General features: G+C 70.5%; 16 protein-coding genes. 14 read left to right on the top strand and 2 right to left on the bottom strand.

Features of this window, described 5'->3' with window-relative positions; all coding sequences use genetic code 11:
- Positions 1 to 16 precede the first annotated feature (16 nt).
- From puhA to MKK88_RS07190, 9 genes are all read left to right on the top strand, one after another.
- The gene (gene puhA, locus MKK88_RS07150; protein ID WP_243998289.1) at positions 17 to 796 is read left to right on the top strand and encodes a photosynthetic reaction center subunit H; all 780 of its coding nucleotides are present in this window, start codon (positions 17 to 19) and stop codon (positions 794 to 796) included.
- Complete coding sequence (puhB, locus tag MKK88_RS07155) at positions 793 to 1,443, top strand: photosynthetic complex putative assembly protein PuhB (protein WP_243998291.1); 651 nt, start codon at positions 793 to 795, stop codon at positions 1,441 to 1,443. Before puhA ends, puhB begins: the two co-directional genes overlap by 4 nt.
- Before the next feature lie 9 nt (positions 1,444 to 1,452).
- Positions 1,453 to 1,953 (top strand): photosynthetic complex assembly protein PuhC, encoded by a 501-nt coding sequence (gene puhC / locus MKK88_RS07160; RefSeq protein WP_243998293.1) that lies wholly within the window; start codon positions 1,453 to 1,455, stop codon positions 1,951 to 1,953.
- Positions 1,953 to 2,249: a hypothetical protein gene (locus MKK88_RS07165; RefSeq protein ID WP_243998315.1), complete on the top strand. Its 297-nt coding sequence runs from the start codon at positions 1,953 to 1,955 to the stop codon at positions 2,247 to 2,249. Before puhC ends, MKK88_RS07165 begins: the two co-directional genes overlap by 1 nt.
- Entirely contained in the window at positions 2,246 to 3,334 is a 1,089-nt protein-coding gene (gene acsF / locus MKK88_RS07170) for a magnesium-protoporphyrin IX monomethyl ester (oxidative) cyclase (RefSeq protein WP_243998295.1), read from the top strand. Before MKK88_RS07165 ends, acsF begins: the two co-directional genes overlap by 4 nt.
- Before the next feature lies 1 nt (position 3,335).
- Positions 3,336 to 4,130: a putative photosynthetic complex assembly protein PuhE gene (puhE, locus tag MKK88_RS07175; protein ID WP_243998297.1), complete on the top strand. Its 795-nt coding sequence runs from the start codon at positions 3,336 to 3,338 to the stop codon at positions 4,128 to 4,130.
- Between the two features lie 112 nt (positions 4,131 to 4,242).
- Entirely contained in the window at positions 4,243 to 5,460 is a 1,218-nt protein-coding gene (gene hemA / locus MKK88_RS07180) for a 5-aminolevulinate synthase (protein WP_243998298.1), read from the top strand.
- Positions 5,461 to 5,636: 176 nt separating this feature from the next.
- Positions 5,637 to 6,647 (top strand): magnesium chelatase ATPase subunit I, encoded by a 1,011-nt coding sequence (gene bchI / locus MKK88_RS07185; protein ID WP_243998300.1) that lies wholly within the window; start codon positions 5,637 to 5,639, stop codon positions 6,645 to 6,647.
- 318 nt (positions 6,648 to 6,965) lie between these two features.
- Positions 6,966 to 8,657, top strand: a complete 1,692-nt coding sequence (locus MKK88_RS07190; protein WP_243998302.1) for a magnesium chelatase subunit D — start codon at positions 6,966 to 6,968, stop codon at positions 8,655 to 8,657.
- Positions 8,658 to 8,675: 18 nt separating this feature from the next.
- Here MKK88_RS07190 and MKK88_RS07195 read toward each other — a convergent pair whose 3' ends face one another.
- Positions 8,676 to 8,822, bottom strand: a complete 147-nt coding sequence (locus tag MKK88_RS07195; protein WP_167627783.1) for a hypothetical protein — start codon at positions 8,820 to 8,822, stop codon at positions 8,676 to 8,678.
- Positions 8,823 to 9,029: 207 nt separating this feature from the next.
- Here MKK88_RS07195 and bchO point away from each other — a divergent pair, with 207 nt between their 5' ends.
- Entirely contained in the window at positions 9,030 to 9,962 is a 933-nt protein-coding gene (bchO, locus tag MKK88_RS07200) for an alpha/beta fold hydrolase BchO (RefSeq protein WP_243998305.1), read from the top strand.
- Positions 9,963 to 10,217: 255 nt separating this feature from the next.
- Positions 10,218 to 11,003, top strand: a complete 786-nt coding sequence (locus tag MKK88_RS07205) for a gamma-glutamyl-gamma-aminobutyrate hydrolase family protein (RefSeq protein WP_243998307.1) — start codon at positions 10,218 to 10,220, stop codon at positions 11,001 to 11,003.
- Positions 11,004 to 11,110: 107 nt separating this feature from the next.
- Here the strand turns inward: MKK88_RS07205 and MKK88_RS33765 are convergent, their stop codons facing one another.
- The gene (locus tag MKK88_RS33765) at positions 11,111 to 11,239 is read right to left on the bottom strand and encodes a hypothetical protein (RefSeq protein WP_279602126.1); all 129 of its coding nucleotides are present in this window, start codon (positions 11,237 to 11,239) and stop codon (positions 11,111 to 11,113) included.
- A gap of 52 nt (positions 11,240 to 11,291) precedes the next feature.
- Here MKK88_RS33765 and gntA point away from each other — a divergent pair, with 52 nt between their 5' ends.
- From gntA to MKK88_RS07220, 3 genes are all read left to right on the top strand, one after another.
- Positions 11,292 to 12,056: a guanitoxin biosynthesis heme-dependent pre-guanitoxin N-hydroxylase GntA gene (gntA, locus tag MKK88_RS07210; protein ID WP_243998309.1), complete on the top strand. Its 765-nt coding sequence runs from the start codon at positions 11,292 to 11,294 to the stop codon at positions 12,054 to 12,056.
- A 58-nt stretch (positions 12,057 to 12,114) separates the two neighbouring features.
- The gene (locus MKK88_RS07215) at positions 12,115 to 12,711 is read left to right on the top strand and encodes a DUF1989 domain-containing protein (RefSeq protein ID WP_243998317.1); all 597 of its coding nucleotides are present in this window, start codon (positions 12,115 to 12,117) and stop codon (positions 12,709 to 12,711) included.
- A gap of 386 nt (positions 12,712 to 13,097) precedes the next feature.
- On the top strand, positions 13,098 to 14,528 hold a 1,431-nt coding region (locus MKK88_RS07220; RefSeq protein ID WP_243998311.1), incomplete at its 3' end, for a methyl-accepting chemotaxis protein.

Consider the following 14,528-nt stretch of genomic DNA (forward strand, 5'->3'; position numbering starts at 1 on the left):
CACGGGGAGGTCAACCATGCCAACCGGCGCACTGACAGGTTACGTCGACGTCGCCCAGGTCGTGCTCTACGCCTTCTTCCTCTTCTTCGCGGGGCTGGTCTTCTGGCTGCGCCGCGAGGACCGGCGCGAGGGCTATCCCCTGGAGAACGAGGCGGTCGGCCGGCGCAAGTCGGTCGATCCGTTCCTGATCCCCCGCTCCAAGGCGTTCCACCTGCCGGGCGGCGAGACCACCTACGCGCCGCAGGCCGTCCATGGCCGCGACGACGTCGAGACCGGCATCCCGGCCCGCAAGGTCGAGCCCTGGCCGGGCGCCCCCTACGAGCGCACCGACTCCTCGCTTCAGGCCGGCGTCGGCCCCGGCTCCTGGGTGCTCCGGCACAACGTCCACGACAGGACCTGGGACAACGAGATCCGGATTGTGCCCCTGCGGGTGGCGACGAACTTCGTCATCCACGAGGACGGCCCGAACCCGATCGGCATGACGGTGTTCGGCACCGACAACGCCGTGGCGGGCGTCGTCAGTGACGTCTGGGTCGATCGCGGTGAATCGCTGATCCGCTACTACGAGGTGGAACTCCCCACGGGCGGCCGCCGCCTGATGCCCACCACCTTCTGCCGGGCCGGCGGCTTCACCAAGACGGTCAAGTCCGAGGCGCTGCTCGCCAGCCAGTTCGCCGACATCCCCGAGACCCGCGACCCCGACAGCGTGACCTTCCTGGAGGAGGAGCGGATCATGTCCTACTTCGGCGCCGGTACGCTCTACGCCACGCCGGCCCGGGCGGAGCCCCTGATATGAGCGGCGACTTCATTCCCGAGGGCACCCTGCGGGGACTGCCCGGCCCGCTGCCGGCGGGTGAGCAGATCCTGTGGCAGGGCGCGCCCACCACCACGGGCCTGCTGGTGCGGGTGTTCCACGCCCGCCTCGTGATCGCGTGGTTCGGGATCTGCGGCCTCGCCTTCGCCCTCGCGGCGGGCTCGACCCCCGCGGCGCTGAAGGTGGTGCTGCCGACCCTGGTGATCGGCGCGGGCGGCGTGGCCCTGCTCTGGCTGCTCGCGTGGCTGACCCATCGCACCACGCTCTACACGATCACCAACCGCCGGATCGTGCTGCAGGCCGGGATCGCCCTGCAGGTGACCCACAACCTGCCCTTCGCGCAGATCGACACTGCGGCGTTGCGCGCCTTCACGGATGGCACCGGTGACCTGCCGCTGCGGTTGCGGCCGGGCCTGCGTATCGCCTACCTTCAGCTCTGGCCGCATGCCCGGCCCTGGCATCTGTCGCGGACTGAGCCCATGCTGCGGTCCGTGCCGAACGCCGACGCCGCGGCGGCTGTGCTGGGACAGGCGCTCGCCGCCCATGCCGATGGCGCCGCGCCGCCGGTCCGGGTGGCGCGTCTCGGCCCGGCGAACGAGAATCCCGGCCGCCTCGTCGCGGCCGAGTAGGAGGGAACGATGGGCGAGCGGGCGGATCACGCCGGCCGAGCACCGGGTCGGGTTGCCGCGGGACCGGCGCCGGCACTGCTGATGATCGGCGCCGGGGCGCTGATGGGCTTTACCATGCTGGCGGTCCTGATCGGCCGCAGCGAGGGGGTCGGCCTCGTCGCCCTGCCGCCGGCGAAGCCCGTGGCGCAGCTCGAATTCCGGGCCGAGGATCAGGTCGACGGCTCGATCGCCCTGCGCAACGTCGCCGATCAGAAGATCGTCGCCTGGATCCGCCCCGGCGAGGACGGCTTCCTTCGCGGGACCCTGCGGGGCCTCGCCCAGGCCCGCCAGCGCGACGGCCTCGGGCCGGAAAAGCCGTTCAGCCTGACCCGCTACGACGATGGCCGCCTCGCGCTCGCCGACGAGGCCACCGGGCGCCGGGTGCCGCTCGAAGCCTTCGGGCCGACCAATGCCGGCGCCTTCGCCCGCCTGATGCCCGCCCCGGGCGCGCCCGCCACGGAGACCCGGTGATGGGCCTGTTCGGCAGCCGCACCGTCACCGTGCCCTGCACGGTCGAGATCGAGCAGACGCCCGAGAGCCTGCACGCGCACGTCACCCTGGAGGCCGGCTTCGACATCGAGCCCGGCGACGCGGTCCAGGTCCACGACGCGCCGACCGCGGTGCCCTACGGCGAGCGCCTCATCGTGCAGCGCACCGCCACGATTACCCGGGCCGGCGCGCTGGAGCGGGCCTGGACCAAGCTCATCGCCCATCTCGAGCTGACCGAACTCTACGAGGTCAGCTTTTCCGAGAGGAGGAAGCTGTGAACGCTCCCGTTGCGCCCCCCACCGGCCAGCCGATCCCGAAGACTCCGGTCAACGAATCGACCAAGGCCGCCCAGGAGACGACCTTCCTCAGCCCGCGCTTCTACACGACCGATTTCGACGAGCTCGACCGCACCAACGTCGAGCCGGTGCGGCGCGACTGGGACATCCTGATCGCCGAATTGCGCGCCGACCCGAACAAGCGCCACTTCACCCGCAACGAAGAGTTCGACTGCGACCTGTCGCGGATGGAGCCCGAGCTGCGGAAGGAGTTTTTGGATTTCTTGGTGTCGTCGATCACGGCGGAATTTTCCGGCTGCGTGCTCTATGCGGAGATGCGCAAGCGGGCCAAGAACAAGGATATCAAAGAGCTGTTCGGCTTCATGAGCCGTGACGAGGCGCGCCACGCTGGCTTCATCAACGACACGCTCAAGGATTTCGGCATCGGCGTGGATTTGGGCTTCCTCACCAAGTCCAAAAAATACACGTTCTTCCGGCCGAAATTCATCTTCTACGCCACCTACCTGTCCGAAAAGATCGGCTACGCCCGCTACATCACGATCTTCCGCGAGCTGGAGCGGCACCCGGAGCGGCGGATCCACCCGATCTTCAAGTGGTTCGAGTTGTGGTGCAACGACGAGTTCCGTCACGGCGAGGCCTTCGCGCTGCTGATGCGGGCGAACCCAAAGCTGACCAGCGGCGTGAACCGCTACTGGATCCGGTTCTTCCTGCTCGCGGTCTTCGCCACGATGTACGTGCGCGACCATCACCGCCCGGCCTTCCACGCGGCGCTCGGGGTCGATCCCAGCGACTACGACTTCAAGGTGTTCCGGATCACGTCGGAGATCTCCCGCCAGACCTTCCCGCTGGAGCTCGACCTCGACAACCCGAAGTTCAAGGCGGGGCTCGACCGGCTGCTCGCCTGCTCCCGGGCGATCGCCGACGCCAAGGCGAAGGGCGGCCTTATGGGCAAGCTTTCGCAGGGCTTCCACGCCGCCCGGGCGGCCGTGACCTTCGCGCGGCTCTACCTGCTGCCCGTCAAGGCCAACGCCCTGCCGGCCGATATCCGCCTCCAGCCGGTCTGGTAGCATGGCGACCTATGCCACCCCGGTGCTCTACGCGGTGCTGCTCTGGTGGTTCTCCACCGGGCTGATCCTGCTGCTCGATCATGCCCCGCGGCGAACCCATCCGTGGAGCATGGCCGGGGCGACGCTGCTCCTCGCCGCCGCCCTGGTGGCGATCCGCACCAGCGCCGGGGATACCAGCGCCACGGGGGCCTACACGGCCTTCACGGCGGCCCTCGTCGTCTGGGGCTGGCAGGAGATGAGCTACTACATGGGCTTCCTGTCGGGGCCCCGGCCCGTCGCCTGCGCGCCGGGATTGCGCGGCATGGACCGGTTCTTCGCGGCGCTCGCCACCAGCCTGTGGCACGAATTCGCCATCGTGATCGGGGGCCTCGCGATCCTGGCGCTGGTCTGGGGCAGCCCGAACCGCTTCGCCCTCTGGACCTACGGCGCCCTGGTGGTGATGAACCTCTCGGCCCGGCTCAACCTGTTCCTCGGCGTACGCAACCTCCACGCCGAGTTCCTGCCGGACCATCTCGGCTACCTCGCCTGCTACCTGTCGCGGAAGCCGATGAACCTGCTGTTCCCGGTCTCGGTGAGCCTCGGGACCATCGCGGCGGCTTTGCTCGGGCGCGCGGCCCTCGGTGCCGACCTGCTGGAGCACGAGCTGATCGGCTTCACGGTCCTGGCGACGCTCACCGCGCTCGCCACCCTGGAGCACTGGTTCCTGATGCTGCCGCTCCCCTCCGCGGAGCTGTGGCGCTGGAGCCTGCCGGCGCGGGCCTCCGGGGAAGCGGTCAGGCCGCGGGACCAAGTGTAGGACGAGGGATCACAGCCGGGCGGCGCACGTCCACCAATCTGGAACTGGTCTTGTGCGAAATCCGGTGTCACAGGCGGGATCAACCCGCATCGGGGATTCGGGGAGAGGCGACATGGACTACGACAAGTTCTTCGGGGCTGAGATCGCCGGTCTCCACCGGGAAGGCCGCTACCGGGTCTTCACCGACCTCGAGCGCCATGCCGGCAACTTCCCGCACGCCACCCACCATCACCCGGGCGGCACCCGGCCGGTGACGGTCTGGTGCTCCAACGACTATCTCGGCATGGGCCAGCACCCCACCGTCACCGGGGCGATGCACGAGGCGATCGACCGCTGCGGCGCCGGCGCCGGCGGCACCCGCAACATCTCGGGGACCAACCACTACCACGTGCTGCTGGAGCAGGAACTCGCCGACCTCCATGGCAAGGAGGCGGCCCTGCTGTTCACCTCCGGCTACGTGTCGAACTGGGCGGCGCTCGGGACCCTGGCGTCGCGCCTGCCCAACTGCGCGGTTTTCTCGGATTCCGAGAACCACGCCTCGATGATCGAGGGCATCCGGTTCTCCCGCGCCGAGCGCCACATTTTTCGTCATAACGACCCGGAGGATCTCGACCGCAAGCTGCGGCTCGTGGATCCCGCCCGGCCGAAGCTGGTAGCCTTCGAGTCGGTCTACTCGATGGACGGCGACATCGCTCCCATCGCCGAGATCTGCGACGTGGCCGAGGCCCACGGCGCGCTCACCTATCTCGACGAGGTCCACGCGGTCGGCCTCTACGGCGCGCGCGGCGGCGGCATCTCGGAGCGGGACGGCGTCGCCCACCGGCTCGACGTGATCGAGGGCACGCTCGGCAAGGCGTTCGCGGTCCATGGCGGCTACATCACGGCCTCCGAGAAGCTGTGCGACTTCGTGCGCAGCTTCGCCTCGGGCTTCATCTTCACCACCTCGCTGCCCCCCGCGGTGGCGGCGGGCGCGGCGGCCTCGATCCGCCACCTGAAGGCCAGCGGCGTCGAGCGCGCCCGGCATCAGGAGCGGGTGGCGAAGGTCCGGCAGGCCCTGGAGGCCGCCGACATCCCGACCATGCCCAACGACAGCCACATCGTGCCGGTGATGGTCTGCGATCCCGTGCTCTGCAAGGGGATCTCAGACACCCTGCTGGACGAGTTCGGCATCTACGTGCAGCCGATCAACTACCCGACGGTCGCCCGCGGCACCGAGCGCCTGCGGATCACCCCGTCGCCGCTGCATAGCGATGCCGACATCGCCCATCTGGTCGAGGCGCTCACCACGATCTGGGGGCGGATCGGGCTCCGGCAGAAGGCGGCGGAGTAGGGGTTTCCTTCTCCCGCCTACACCCTCATCCTGAGGTGCCCGCGCCAGCGGGCCTCGAAGGAGGTCTCCAGCCGGCCGCGCGATTCCTGGAGACCTCTTCGAGGCCTCCGCTGCGCTGCGGCACCTCAGGATGAGGGGGGTGGGTTGGATGCCCCCCGCAGCATCGAGTCACCCCCGTGCCCACTTTCCCCTTCTCGGCCATCGTCGGCCAGGACGAGATGCGCCAGGCGCTGCTGATCGCGGCGGTGGACCCGGCGGTCGGCGGCGTGCTGGTCTTCGGCGACCGCGGCACCGGCAAGTCCACGGCGATCCGGGCGCTCGCCGCCCTGCTGCCGCCGATGCGGGCGGTGGTCGGCTGCCCATACAATTGCGACCCCGACAGCCCGGCGGAATCCTGCCCGCACTGCGCGGACGGAGGCCCGCGCAAGAGTCACAAGAAAGCGGTGCCGGTGGTGGACCTGCCCCTCGGCGCCACCGAGGACCGGGTGGTCGGCACCCTCGATCTGGAGCGGGCGCTCGGCGCCGGCGTGAAGGCGTTCGAGCCGGGGCTGCTCGCCCGGGCCAATCGCGGGTTCCTGTATATCGACGAGGTCAATCTCCTCGAGGACCACCTCGTGGACCTGCTGCTCGACGTGGCGGCCTCCGGAATCAACACCGTGGAGCGGGAGGGGCTGTCGCTGCGCCACCCGGCGCGGTTCGTGCTGGTCGGCTCCGGCAACCCGGAGGAGGGGGAGTTGCGCCCGCAGTTCCTCGATCGGTTCGGGCTGGCCTGCGAGGTCGCGACCCCGAAGGACATCCCGACCCGCATCGCCGTGGTGCGCGCCCGCGACGCCTATGAGCGCGACCCGGAGGGGTTCTGCGCGGCGCGCGCTGGCGAAGAGCGGAAAATCCAGAAAAGGATCCTGCTGGCGCGGGAGCGGCTGCCGTCCGTGACCGTGCCGGATGCCGCCCTGGAGCGGGCGGCGCGGCTCTGCCTCGCGCTGGGGACGGATGGCCTGCGCGGCGAGCTGACCCTGATGCGCACCGCCCGGGCGCTGGCCGCCCTCGACGGCGCCGGGACGGTCACCGACGATCACCTCCGCCGCATCGCCCCGGCCGCCCTGCGCCACCGGCTGCGGCGCAATCCGCTCGACGAATCCGGCTCCACCGCCCGGGTGGAGCGGGCGCTGGCGGAGGTTTTTTTGTGATGGGCGTGCCGCGCGTCTCCGAAGCGCGAGCGCGTTTATCGCACGGCTTGAGCCGAGCCGCGTCCGGACGGAGCGCGGGTCCCCTCTCCCGTTCGGGAGAGGGACAGGGTGAGGGGCGCGAACTTTCAGACCATGGCTCGGCCGACCGGCACTTCGATGGCGTTCGCGATCCTGAGCCTTCTCATCCCTCACCCCAACCCTCTCCCGCACGGGAGAGGGGGCAGGTCGCGCGCCATCGCCTGCATCCTCGTCCCATGGATACGCGTGGCCTGCGTAGTCCGCTCGGGAGAGGGCTTCCGCAGCGCTCGACTCAAGCCAATGCCTGACCATCGCAGCTCCGCAGCGGGGGGCGGGACGGCGCCCGATCTTTGGGCCGATGCTCATCGTGCCGCCTTGTTGCTTGCCGCCGACCCGCCCGCCTGCGGCGGCGCCGTAATTCGCGCTGCCCCCGGCCCGATCCGCGAGCGCTGGCTCGAAATCTTACGCGCCGCGCTCCCCCCCGAAACACCCTGGCGCCGCCTGCCGCCCAACATCGGCGACGACGCCCTGCTCGGCGGGCTCGACCTCGCCGCCACCCTGGCGGCGGGCCGCGCGATCGCCCGGGCCGGCCTGCTGGCGGAGGCCGATGGCGGGATCGTCGTCGTGCCCATGGCCGAGCGCCTGCCCCCCGGCACGGCGTCCCGCCTCGCGGCCGCCCTCGACACTGGCACCGCCTCGGACCGGCCCGCCCGGTTCGGCCTGATCCTCCTCGATGAGGGCGAGGGCGACGAGACCGTCGCCGAGACCCTGGCCGACCGCCTCGCCTTCCGGATCGACCTGAGCGGGATCGGCCTCGCCGAGACGCGGGCGGAGCCCCCGGATCCCGAACCCAACCCCGCAGCGCCCGATCCGGTCGGCGATCTCTGCGCGCTGGCCGAGGTCCTCGGCGTCGCATCGCTGCGCGGCCCGATCCTGGCGGCCCGGGTGGCGCGCAGGCTCGCGGGGGACAGGCCGATCGGCCAACGGGAGATCGTCACGGCCGCGCGTCTCGTCCTGGCGCCCCGCGCCACGCGCCTGCCCGCCCCGGAGGAGCCGGCCTCCGAAAATCAGGCGCCGCCGGAGGAGCCACGCGCGGAGCCCCCGCCGGACGAGGCATCGGAACCCGCCGCCGCGGACTCGCCCGACGCGGTCGTGCTGGAGGCGGTGCGGGCGGCGATCCCGCCGAACCTGCTCGATCAGTTGCTGGCGGGCGGGCCACGGCTCACGGCCGCGAAGGCGGGCCGGGTCGGTCAGGCGGCGGCGTCCCGGACCGGGCGGCCGATTGGCAGCCGGCGGGGCGACCCGCGGCGGGGGCGCCTCGATCTGCTCGGCACCCTGCGGGCGGCGGCACCCTGGCAGGCGATCCGCCAAAGAGAGGGAGAGACGCGCCGTATCGTCGTCCGGCGCGACGATCTGCGGATCCGGGTCCTGCGGCAGCGGACCGAGACCACGACGGTGTTCTGCGTCGATGCCTCGGGCTCGGCCGCCCTGGAGCGGCTGGCCGAGGCCAAGGGCGCGGTCGAGCTGCTGCTGGCGGAGGCCTATGTCCGGCGCGACCGGGTGGCGCTGGTGGCGTTCCGCGGCGCGGGCGCCGAGCTGGTCCTGCCGCCGACCCGCTCGCTCACCCGGGCCAAGCGCGGGCTTTCGGGACTGCCGGGCGGTGGCGGAACGCCCTTGGCCGCCGGGATCGACGCGGCGGTCGCGGTGGCTTTGGGGGTGCGCCGGGGCGGCAGCCGGCCGGCGATCGTGCTGCTGACCGACGGGCGCGCCAATGTCGCACGCTCGGGGGAGGGCGGTCGCGCCCGGGCCGGGGCGGAGGCCCTGCAGGCGGCCCGGGCCTTGCGGGCCGCCGGTCTGCCGGCCCTCGTGGTCGATACCGGGAGCCGAGGCGAGGAGGCCCGGGCGGTCGCGGACGCGATGGGCGCCCGCTATCTCAAACTGCCGCGCGCCGAAGCCGGACAGCTCAGCGCAGCGGTGCGGGCGGCGCTCTGAGCGCCGCGACCGGTGGGCTCAGAGGTGGCCGGCGCCGCCGATATCGGCCACGCGCTGGTGGTGGGCGAGCCACGCATTCAGCATATCGCGCACGATGGCGCGCAGGTTCCAGCCGCCGGCAGCCGGGGCGGCGATGTTCTGGGTCGAGGAGGTGAAGAGGATCATGGCCTGCTCCAAAGTCGGGGGGTGTGTGTTGTTCTTGTCGGGACGGAATATGCCGATTCTGCCGCAGCGCAACAAACGCGTTTCGGTCAGCCGTGGCATGCGGCGACCGCATGGAAAATCAATGGTTTACGAAATACTTCCGCGGCTGCAGGATAGCGCACGCGAGCGGTCGGCCGCGTGTTTTGATGCGGTGCGGGAGGCGCGGGCGTGCTGAATCCCTTCGACGCGGATCGGCCGGACTGGGACGTCGAGGGTCGGGACTGGCCACACCGGGCGGCGAGCCGCTTCGTCGAGGCGGCGGGCCTGCGCTGGCATGTCCAGGAATTCGGGGCTCCGGACGCGCCGGAGCTGCTGCTGCTGCACGGAACCGGGGCGGCGACCCATTCCTGGCGCGGACTGGCGCCGCTGCTGGCCGCGGATTTCCACGTCACGGCCCCGGACCTGCCGGGTCACGGCTTCACGGACCCGCTGCCGGGTGCCGACCTGTCGCTGCCCGGCATGGCGCGGGCGGTGGCGGGGCTGGTGACGGCGCTCGGCCGACCGCCGGTGCTCGCCGCCGGCCACTCGGCGGGCGCGGCCGTGCTGGCGCGGATGTGCCTCGACGGCGCCATCGCGCCCCGGCTGCTCGCAGCCTTCAACGGTGCCCTGGCGCCCCTGCCGGGGGCTGCGAGCCTGCTCTTCCCCAGCATGGCGCGGCTGCTGTTCCTCAACCCGTTCACCCCGAAGATCTTCGCCTGGACGGCGGATCGCTCGGCGGCCAAGCGGCTGATCGAGGGGACGGGCTCGCGCCTCGATCCGCAGAGCGTCGAGCTCTATCGGCGGCTCTTCGCCCGCGCCGGCCATGTCCGCGGGGCGCTGGGCATGATGGCCAACTGGGACCTCGAGAGTCTGCACCGGGCCCTGCCGGACCTGAAGACTCGCACTGTGCTGATTGTCGGCGGCGACGACCGGGCGATCCTGCCCGACACCGCCTTCGGAGTGCGCGACCGCCTGCCCGACGCCCGGGTCGCGCTGATCCGCGGCCTCGGCCACCTCGCCCATGAGGAGGCCCCCGAGAAGGTCGCGGAGGTGCTTCGCGCGGAGGCGCGGGCCATGGGCGTCGTGCCCGAGAGCCCATCCGACCCTCAGACCACCGCGTAAGCGTGGGCCGGACCGAGAGTCCGAGGTTCCCCAAGGGCAAGCCCTTGGGCGGGTGCTCAGGGCAGAGCCCTGAGAGCGGGCGAAGTCCGGCACCAGGGCTCTGCCCTGGACCCGCGAAAGGTCTCGACCTTTCGAAACCAGGATCAGGGTTCCCCTGGTCCAGCCCACCGCGGGACTGGCGCCGCCCTTGCCTGGGCCATAGAGCCTGCTGCGGGCCACAGCCCGCCGGATATCAACTGAGGAGCCCCCGAGACGATGGCGAGACCCGTGATCGGCGTCATCGGCAATGCGCGCCTGCTCGACAATCGGTTCCCGGCGCAGATCGTCGGCGAGAACAACATGCGCGCGCTGGCCACTGTGGCGGGCGCCCTGCCGCTGATGTTCGCCGCCGCCCCGGCGATCACCGAGCTCGGCGACCTCCTCGACACGGTGGATGGGATCCTGCTCACGGGCGGCCGGGCCAACGTCCACCCGACCCGGTTCGGGGCCGAGCCCTGTCCGGCGCACGAGCCCTACGACGAGGCCCGCGATGCCGTGGCGCTGCCGCTGATCGAGGCCTGCGTGGCCCGGGGCGTGCCGCTGTTCGGCATCTGCCGCGGCTTCCAGGAGATGAACGTCGCCTTCGGCGGCAGCCTGCACCCGGAGATCCGCGACCTCCCGGGCCGGCTCAATCACCGGATGCCGCGCCTGGAGAACGGCGAGATCCATCCGGATCTGGAGGTGATCTTCGCCGACCGCCATGAGGTCCGCCTGACGCCCGGCGGGACCTTCGCGCGGCTTCTGGAGCGCGCGATGATCCGGGTGAACTCCCTGCACGGCCAGGGCATCCTGGAGCCCGGCGCGCGGGTGGTGATCGAGGGCGTGGCCGAGGACGAGACGATCGAGGCGATCCGGATCCGCGATGCGGAGGGCTTCGCCCTCGGGGTGCAATGGCATGCCGAGCACGATCCGGCCACCAACCCGATCAACCGGACGTTGTTCACGGCCTTCGGGAATGCGGCGGCGGAATACCGCCGATCGCGGGTGTCGTGCCGGGATTGAACACGCATATTCCAGGGCGGTGCTTCGATGACAGCGCGCCGTGCCGGAACATTTATCAAGATAACATATGTTTCCTTTTGCGCTAACATATGTTCATCCCCCTGCGCTCAGTCGAAAAAATCCTTGCTGCTCGCGGTCAATGCTTGCGCCGCCGAGATTTGAATCACCACATCCTGTGGACGACCTGTCGCAGCGCGGAACAGAGCGCGGATGATCGGGTTGCCGGAGTCCCGCACCTAAGCTGCCTCCGCGCGTGGCAGCCTTGCGCAGAATACGGGCACGGACCGCATGCAGTTTCCCCGCGACGACCGAGAGCACCCCCGTGCCGAGGCCTTCCGCGACTTCATTCGCAACCCGCCCTTTCCCTGCGTCGGCGCCAAGTCGGCGCTGTCGCGTGGGCGCATGACCATCGTGGTCGCCCGGGACATCACCTCGGGTTGGGATGACATGCGGATCTATCCGGCTTTGCTCGCCTTCGTGGCGCGCTACCGGCTGAATCCGGACCTGTTCCAGAGCTTTGCGGTGGTGTTCGAGGGTCCGGGCAACCTCTCGGAGGAGGGGTTCGAGCAGAATCTCTGGGCCCGGGCGCAATCGCTCACCGACAAGGACGCGTGGCTCGGCCAGCCGCACGACACCCGCGTGGCGGACGATCCCGACAACCCGCACTTCTCCCTGAGCTTCGGCGGCGAGGCGTTCTTCGTGGTCGGCCTCCACCCGAACGCCAGTCGCCCGGCGCGGCGCTTCTCCTCCCCGGTGCTGGTCTTCAACCTGCATGCCCAGTTCGAGCGGCTGCGCGCGGAGGGCCGCTACGAGAAGCTGCGCGCCTCGATCCTGGAGCGCGATCAGGCGCTCGCCGGCAGCGTGAACCCGATGCTGGCGCGCCATGGCGAGGCCTCGGAGGCCCGCCAGTACAGCGGCCGCTTGGTCGGGCCGGACTGGCGCTGCCCGCTCCAGGGGCGCCAAGAGCAGAAGCCCGACGCCGGAAAACCCAACACGGCTTGGCATCCGCCGACCCTGCCCCTCGATCTGTCCCTGCCGGGAACCGGGGCCTGAAGCGGGCGCTTGGGGCGGGGATGGGCGTGCGGGAGCGGATGGCGTGAGCGAAGGCAGCATGGGTCAGACGGCAACGCAGCGGATCGCGCCGCGCTCGGGGGTCGCCTTCACCCTCGACCGGGGTCAGCGCCTCACGGTGATCGATCCGACCGGCGAGCAGGTGGCCGATCTGGTGGCCTATAACCGCCACGACACGGGCGAGGTGATCTCGTCCGGGCGGACCCTCGACTATGCCAGCCGGATCTATCTCACCACCGGCGACCCGCTCTACTCGAACCGCTCGAACGTGCTGTTGCGCATCGTCGAGGACACAGTGGGGCGGCACGATTTCCTGCTGACCCCGTGCTCGGCCGACACGTTCCGGATCATCTACGGCGACACCGATCCGCATCGGGGCTGCTTCGGCAACCTCGCGGCGGCGCTCGCTCCCTACGGCATCGCGCCGGACGCGATCCCGGTGGCGTTCAACTGCTTCATGAACGTGCCGATCGACAGCGCGACCGGTGCGCTCACCGTCGAGCCGCCGCTGAGTCGGGCCGGGGACCGGATCGTCTTCGTGGCCGAAACCGACCTGATCATCGGCCTGACCGCCTGCTCGGCCCTGCAGTCGAACAACGGCAGCTTCAAGCCGATCGACTACCGGGTCGAGGGCTGACGGATCCGCGCGAGCGGTCCCCGCGGCAGGGGATGCCGTTGAGCGGAGGGCTTGGAACCGCTTCCGGTGCCCCTGCGACCGGTGAAGGCACGAAACCAAGCCGCGATTCTTGTCATGGAGCGCTGGCACCGACGGCAAGCGTACGACGACTAGAATTTGATATTTAATCCAGATTAGGGGCTGGCGATCCTCAGTTTACATCGAGCCAAACCGGAACGACGGATCGAAGCATCATCATACGATCGTCATCCGCCGCAAGCCCGCACCAATGTTTGCCATTTACTAACCTGAATAGCCGAGCTTCACTCGGCCCAGCGAATCGGCGGTCCGTCCCGACCCGATGCGGGTGGCTCGACGGCCATCGCCGTCCTCGTTTCGGTGCTCGGATGACCCTCACGCAGACACCCCGGACGTACGCCCGCAGCAGCGCGCCCTGGCGGAGCCTCGCGAACCTCAAGCTACGCCACAAGCTCGCGGCGGTGATGGCCCTGGTGGTCATCGCCATGGGCGCCCTGAGCACCCTCAGCTTCCTCGACATCCGGTCCTCGGCGCTGGAGGATCGGGAACTGATGATCCGCCGCCTCGCCGAGGTGGCCCAGAGCCTCGTCGTCCATTACGAGGCGCTGGCCAAATCGGGCCAGATGTCCACCGAGGCGGCCCAGCAGGCCACGCTGACAGCGATCAGCGCCCTGCGCTTCGGCAGCGAGGATTACTTCTTCGTCCTGTCCTCGGACGGAAAACTGATCGCCAACGCCTTCAACGCCAAGAACGTCGGCAAGCAGGTCCTGGATCAGACCGACATCCCCGGCGGCAAGCGCTACTTCGCCGAGATGGTCGAGACCGCCAAGCGCGACGGCTCGGGCGTCGTGAATTACATGAAGCCACGGCCCGGCGGGACCGAGCCGGTCGAAAAGATCGCCAGCGTGCAGATGTTCAAGCCCTGGGGCTGGATCATCGCCACCGGCCTCTATCGCGACGACGTCTACGCGGATGTGCGCGCCCGTGCGACCACGATCGCGCTCTGGTCCGCCGGCCTCGCCCTGCCGGTCCTGGCCCTGCTCCTCCTCATCGGCAACGGCCTGTCGCGCCCGATCATCCGCCTGACCGCCGCGATGCGCGGCCTCGCCGAGGGCGATCTCGCGGTCGCGGTAGCGGATCAGCAGCGCGGCGACGAGGTCGGCGCGATGGCCCGCGCCGTGCAGGTCTTCAAAGACGCGCTGATCGCCAAGCGCGCCGCCGATGCCGCCGCCGTGGCGGAGAACGAGGCCAAGATGCGCCGCGCGCAGGTGCTGGACGCGGTCACCGCCCGGTTCGACGCACAGGTCAGCGCGCTGACGCAGGGTCTGGCCTCGGCCGCCGTTGAGATGGAGGCCACCGCTCAGGAGATGACGCGCACCGCCGCCCGCACCACCGAGCAGTCGGTGCGCGTGAGCGCGGCCTCGGAGCAGACGTCGAGCAACGTCCAGACCGTGGCGGCCGCGAGCGAAGAGATGTCGGCCTCGATCCAGGAAATCGCGACCCGGGTCACCCAATCCTCGTCGATGGCCGATCGGGCCAGCACCGACGTCGCCCGGACCAACGCGCTGATGCAGGTCCTGGCCCGGGGGACGGAGCAGATCAGCGAGGTGATGGGCCTGATCGCCGGGATCGCCGGGCAGACCAACCTGCTTGCCCTCAACGCCACCATCGAGGCGGCCCGGGCGGGCGAGGCCGGCAAGGGGTTCGCGGTTGTGGCAGGCGAAGTGAAGGCCCTCGCCGCGCAGACCGCCAAGGCGACCGAGACGATCGCCGGCCAGATCGCGGCGATCCAGGGCGAG

The sequence above is a fragment of the Methylobacterium sp. E-005 genome (genome assembly GCF_022829725.1).
Classification (GTDB): domain Bacteria; phylum Pseudomonadota; class Alphaproteobacteria; order Rhizobiales; family Beijerinckiaceae; genus Methylobacterium.

Coding starts and splice junctions, on each gene's coding strand:
- MKK88_RS07195 (WP_167627783.1), bottom strand. CDS start 8,822: ATGATCCTCTTCACCTCCTCGACCCAGAACATCGCCGCCCCGGCTGCC.
- hemA (WP_243998298.1), top strand. CDS start 4,243: ATGGACTACGACAAGTTCTTCGGGGCTGAGATCGCCGGTCTCCACCGG.
- MKK88_RS07190 (WP_243998302.1), top strand. CDS start 6,966: ATGCCTGACCATCGCAGCTCCGCAGCGGGGGGCGGGACGGCGCCCGAT.
- MKK88_RS07165 (WP_243998315.1), top strand. CDS start 1,953: ATGGGCCTGTTCGGCAGCCGCACCGTCACCGTGCCCTGCACGGTCGAG.
- puhE (WP_243998297.1), top strand. CDS start 3,336: ATGGCGACCTATGCCACCCCGGTGCTCTACGCGGTGCTGCTCTGGTGG.
- puhA (WP_243998289.1), top strand. CDS start 17: ATGCCAACCGGCGCACTGACAGGTTACGTCGACGTCGCCCAGGTCGTG.
- puhC (WP_243998293.1), top strand. CDS start 1,453: ATGGGCGAGCGGGCGGATCACGCCGGCCGAGCACCGGGTCGGGTTGCC.
- MKK88_RS07215 (WP_243998317.1), top strand. CDS start 12,115: ATGGGTCAGACGGCAACGCAGCGGATCGCGCCGCGCTCGGGGGTCGCC.
- puhB (WP_243998291.1), top strand. CDS start 793: ATGAGCGGCGACTTCATTCCCGAGGGCACCCTGCGGGGACTGCCCGGC.
- MKK88_RS07205 (WP_243998307.1), top strand. CDS start 10,218: ATGGCGAGACCCGTGATCGGCGTCATCGGCAATGCGCGCCTGCTCGAC.
- gntA (WP_243998309.1), top strand. CDS start 11,292: ATGCAGTTTCCCCGCGACGACCGAGAGCACCCCCGTGCCGAGGCCTTC.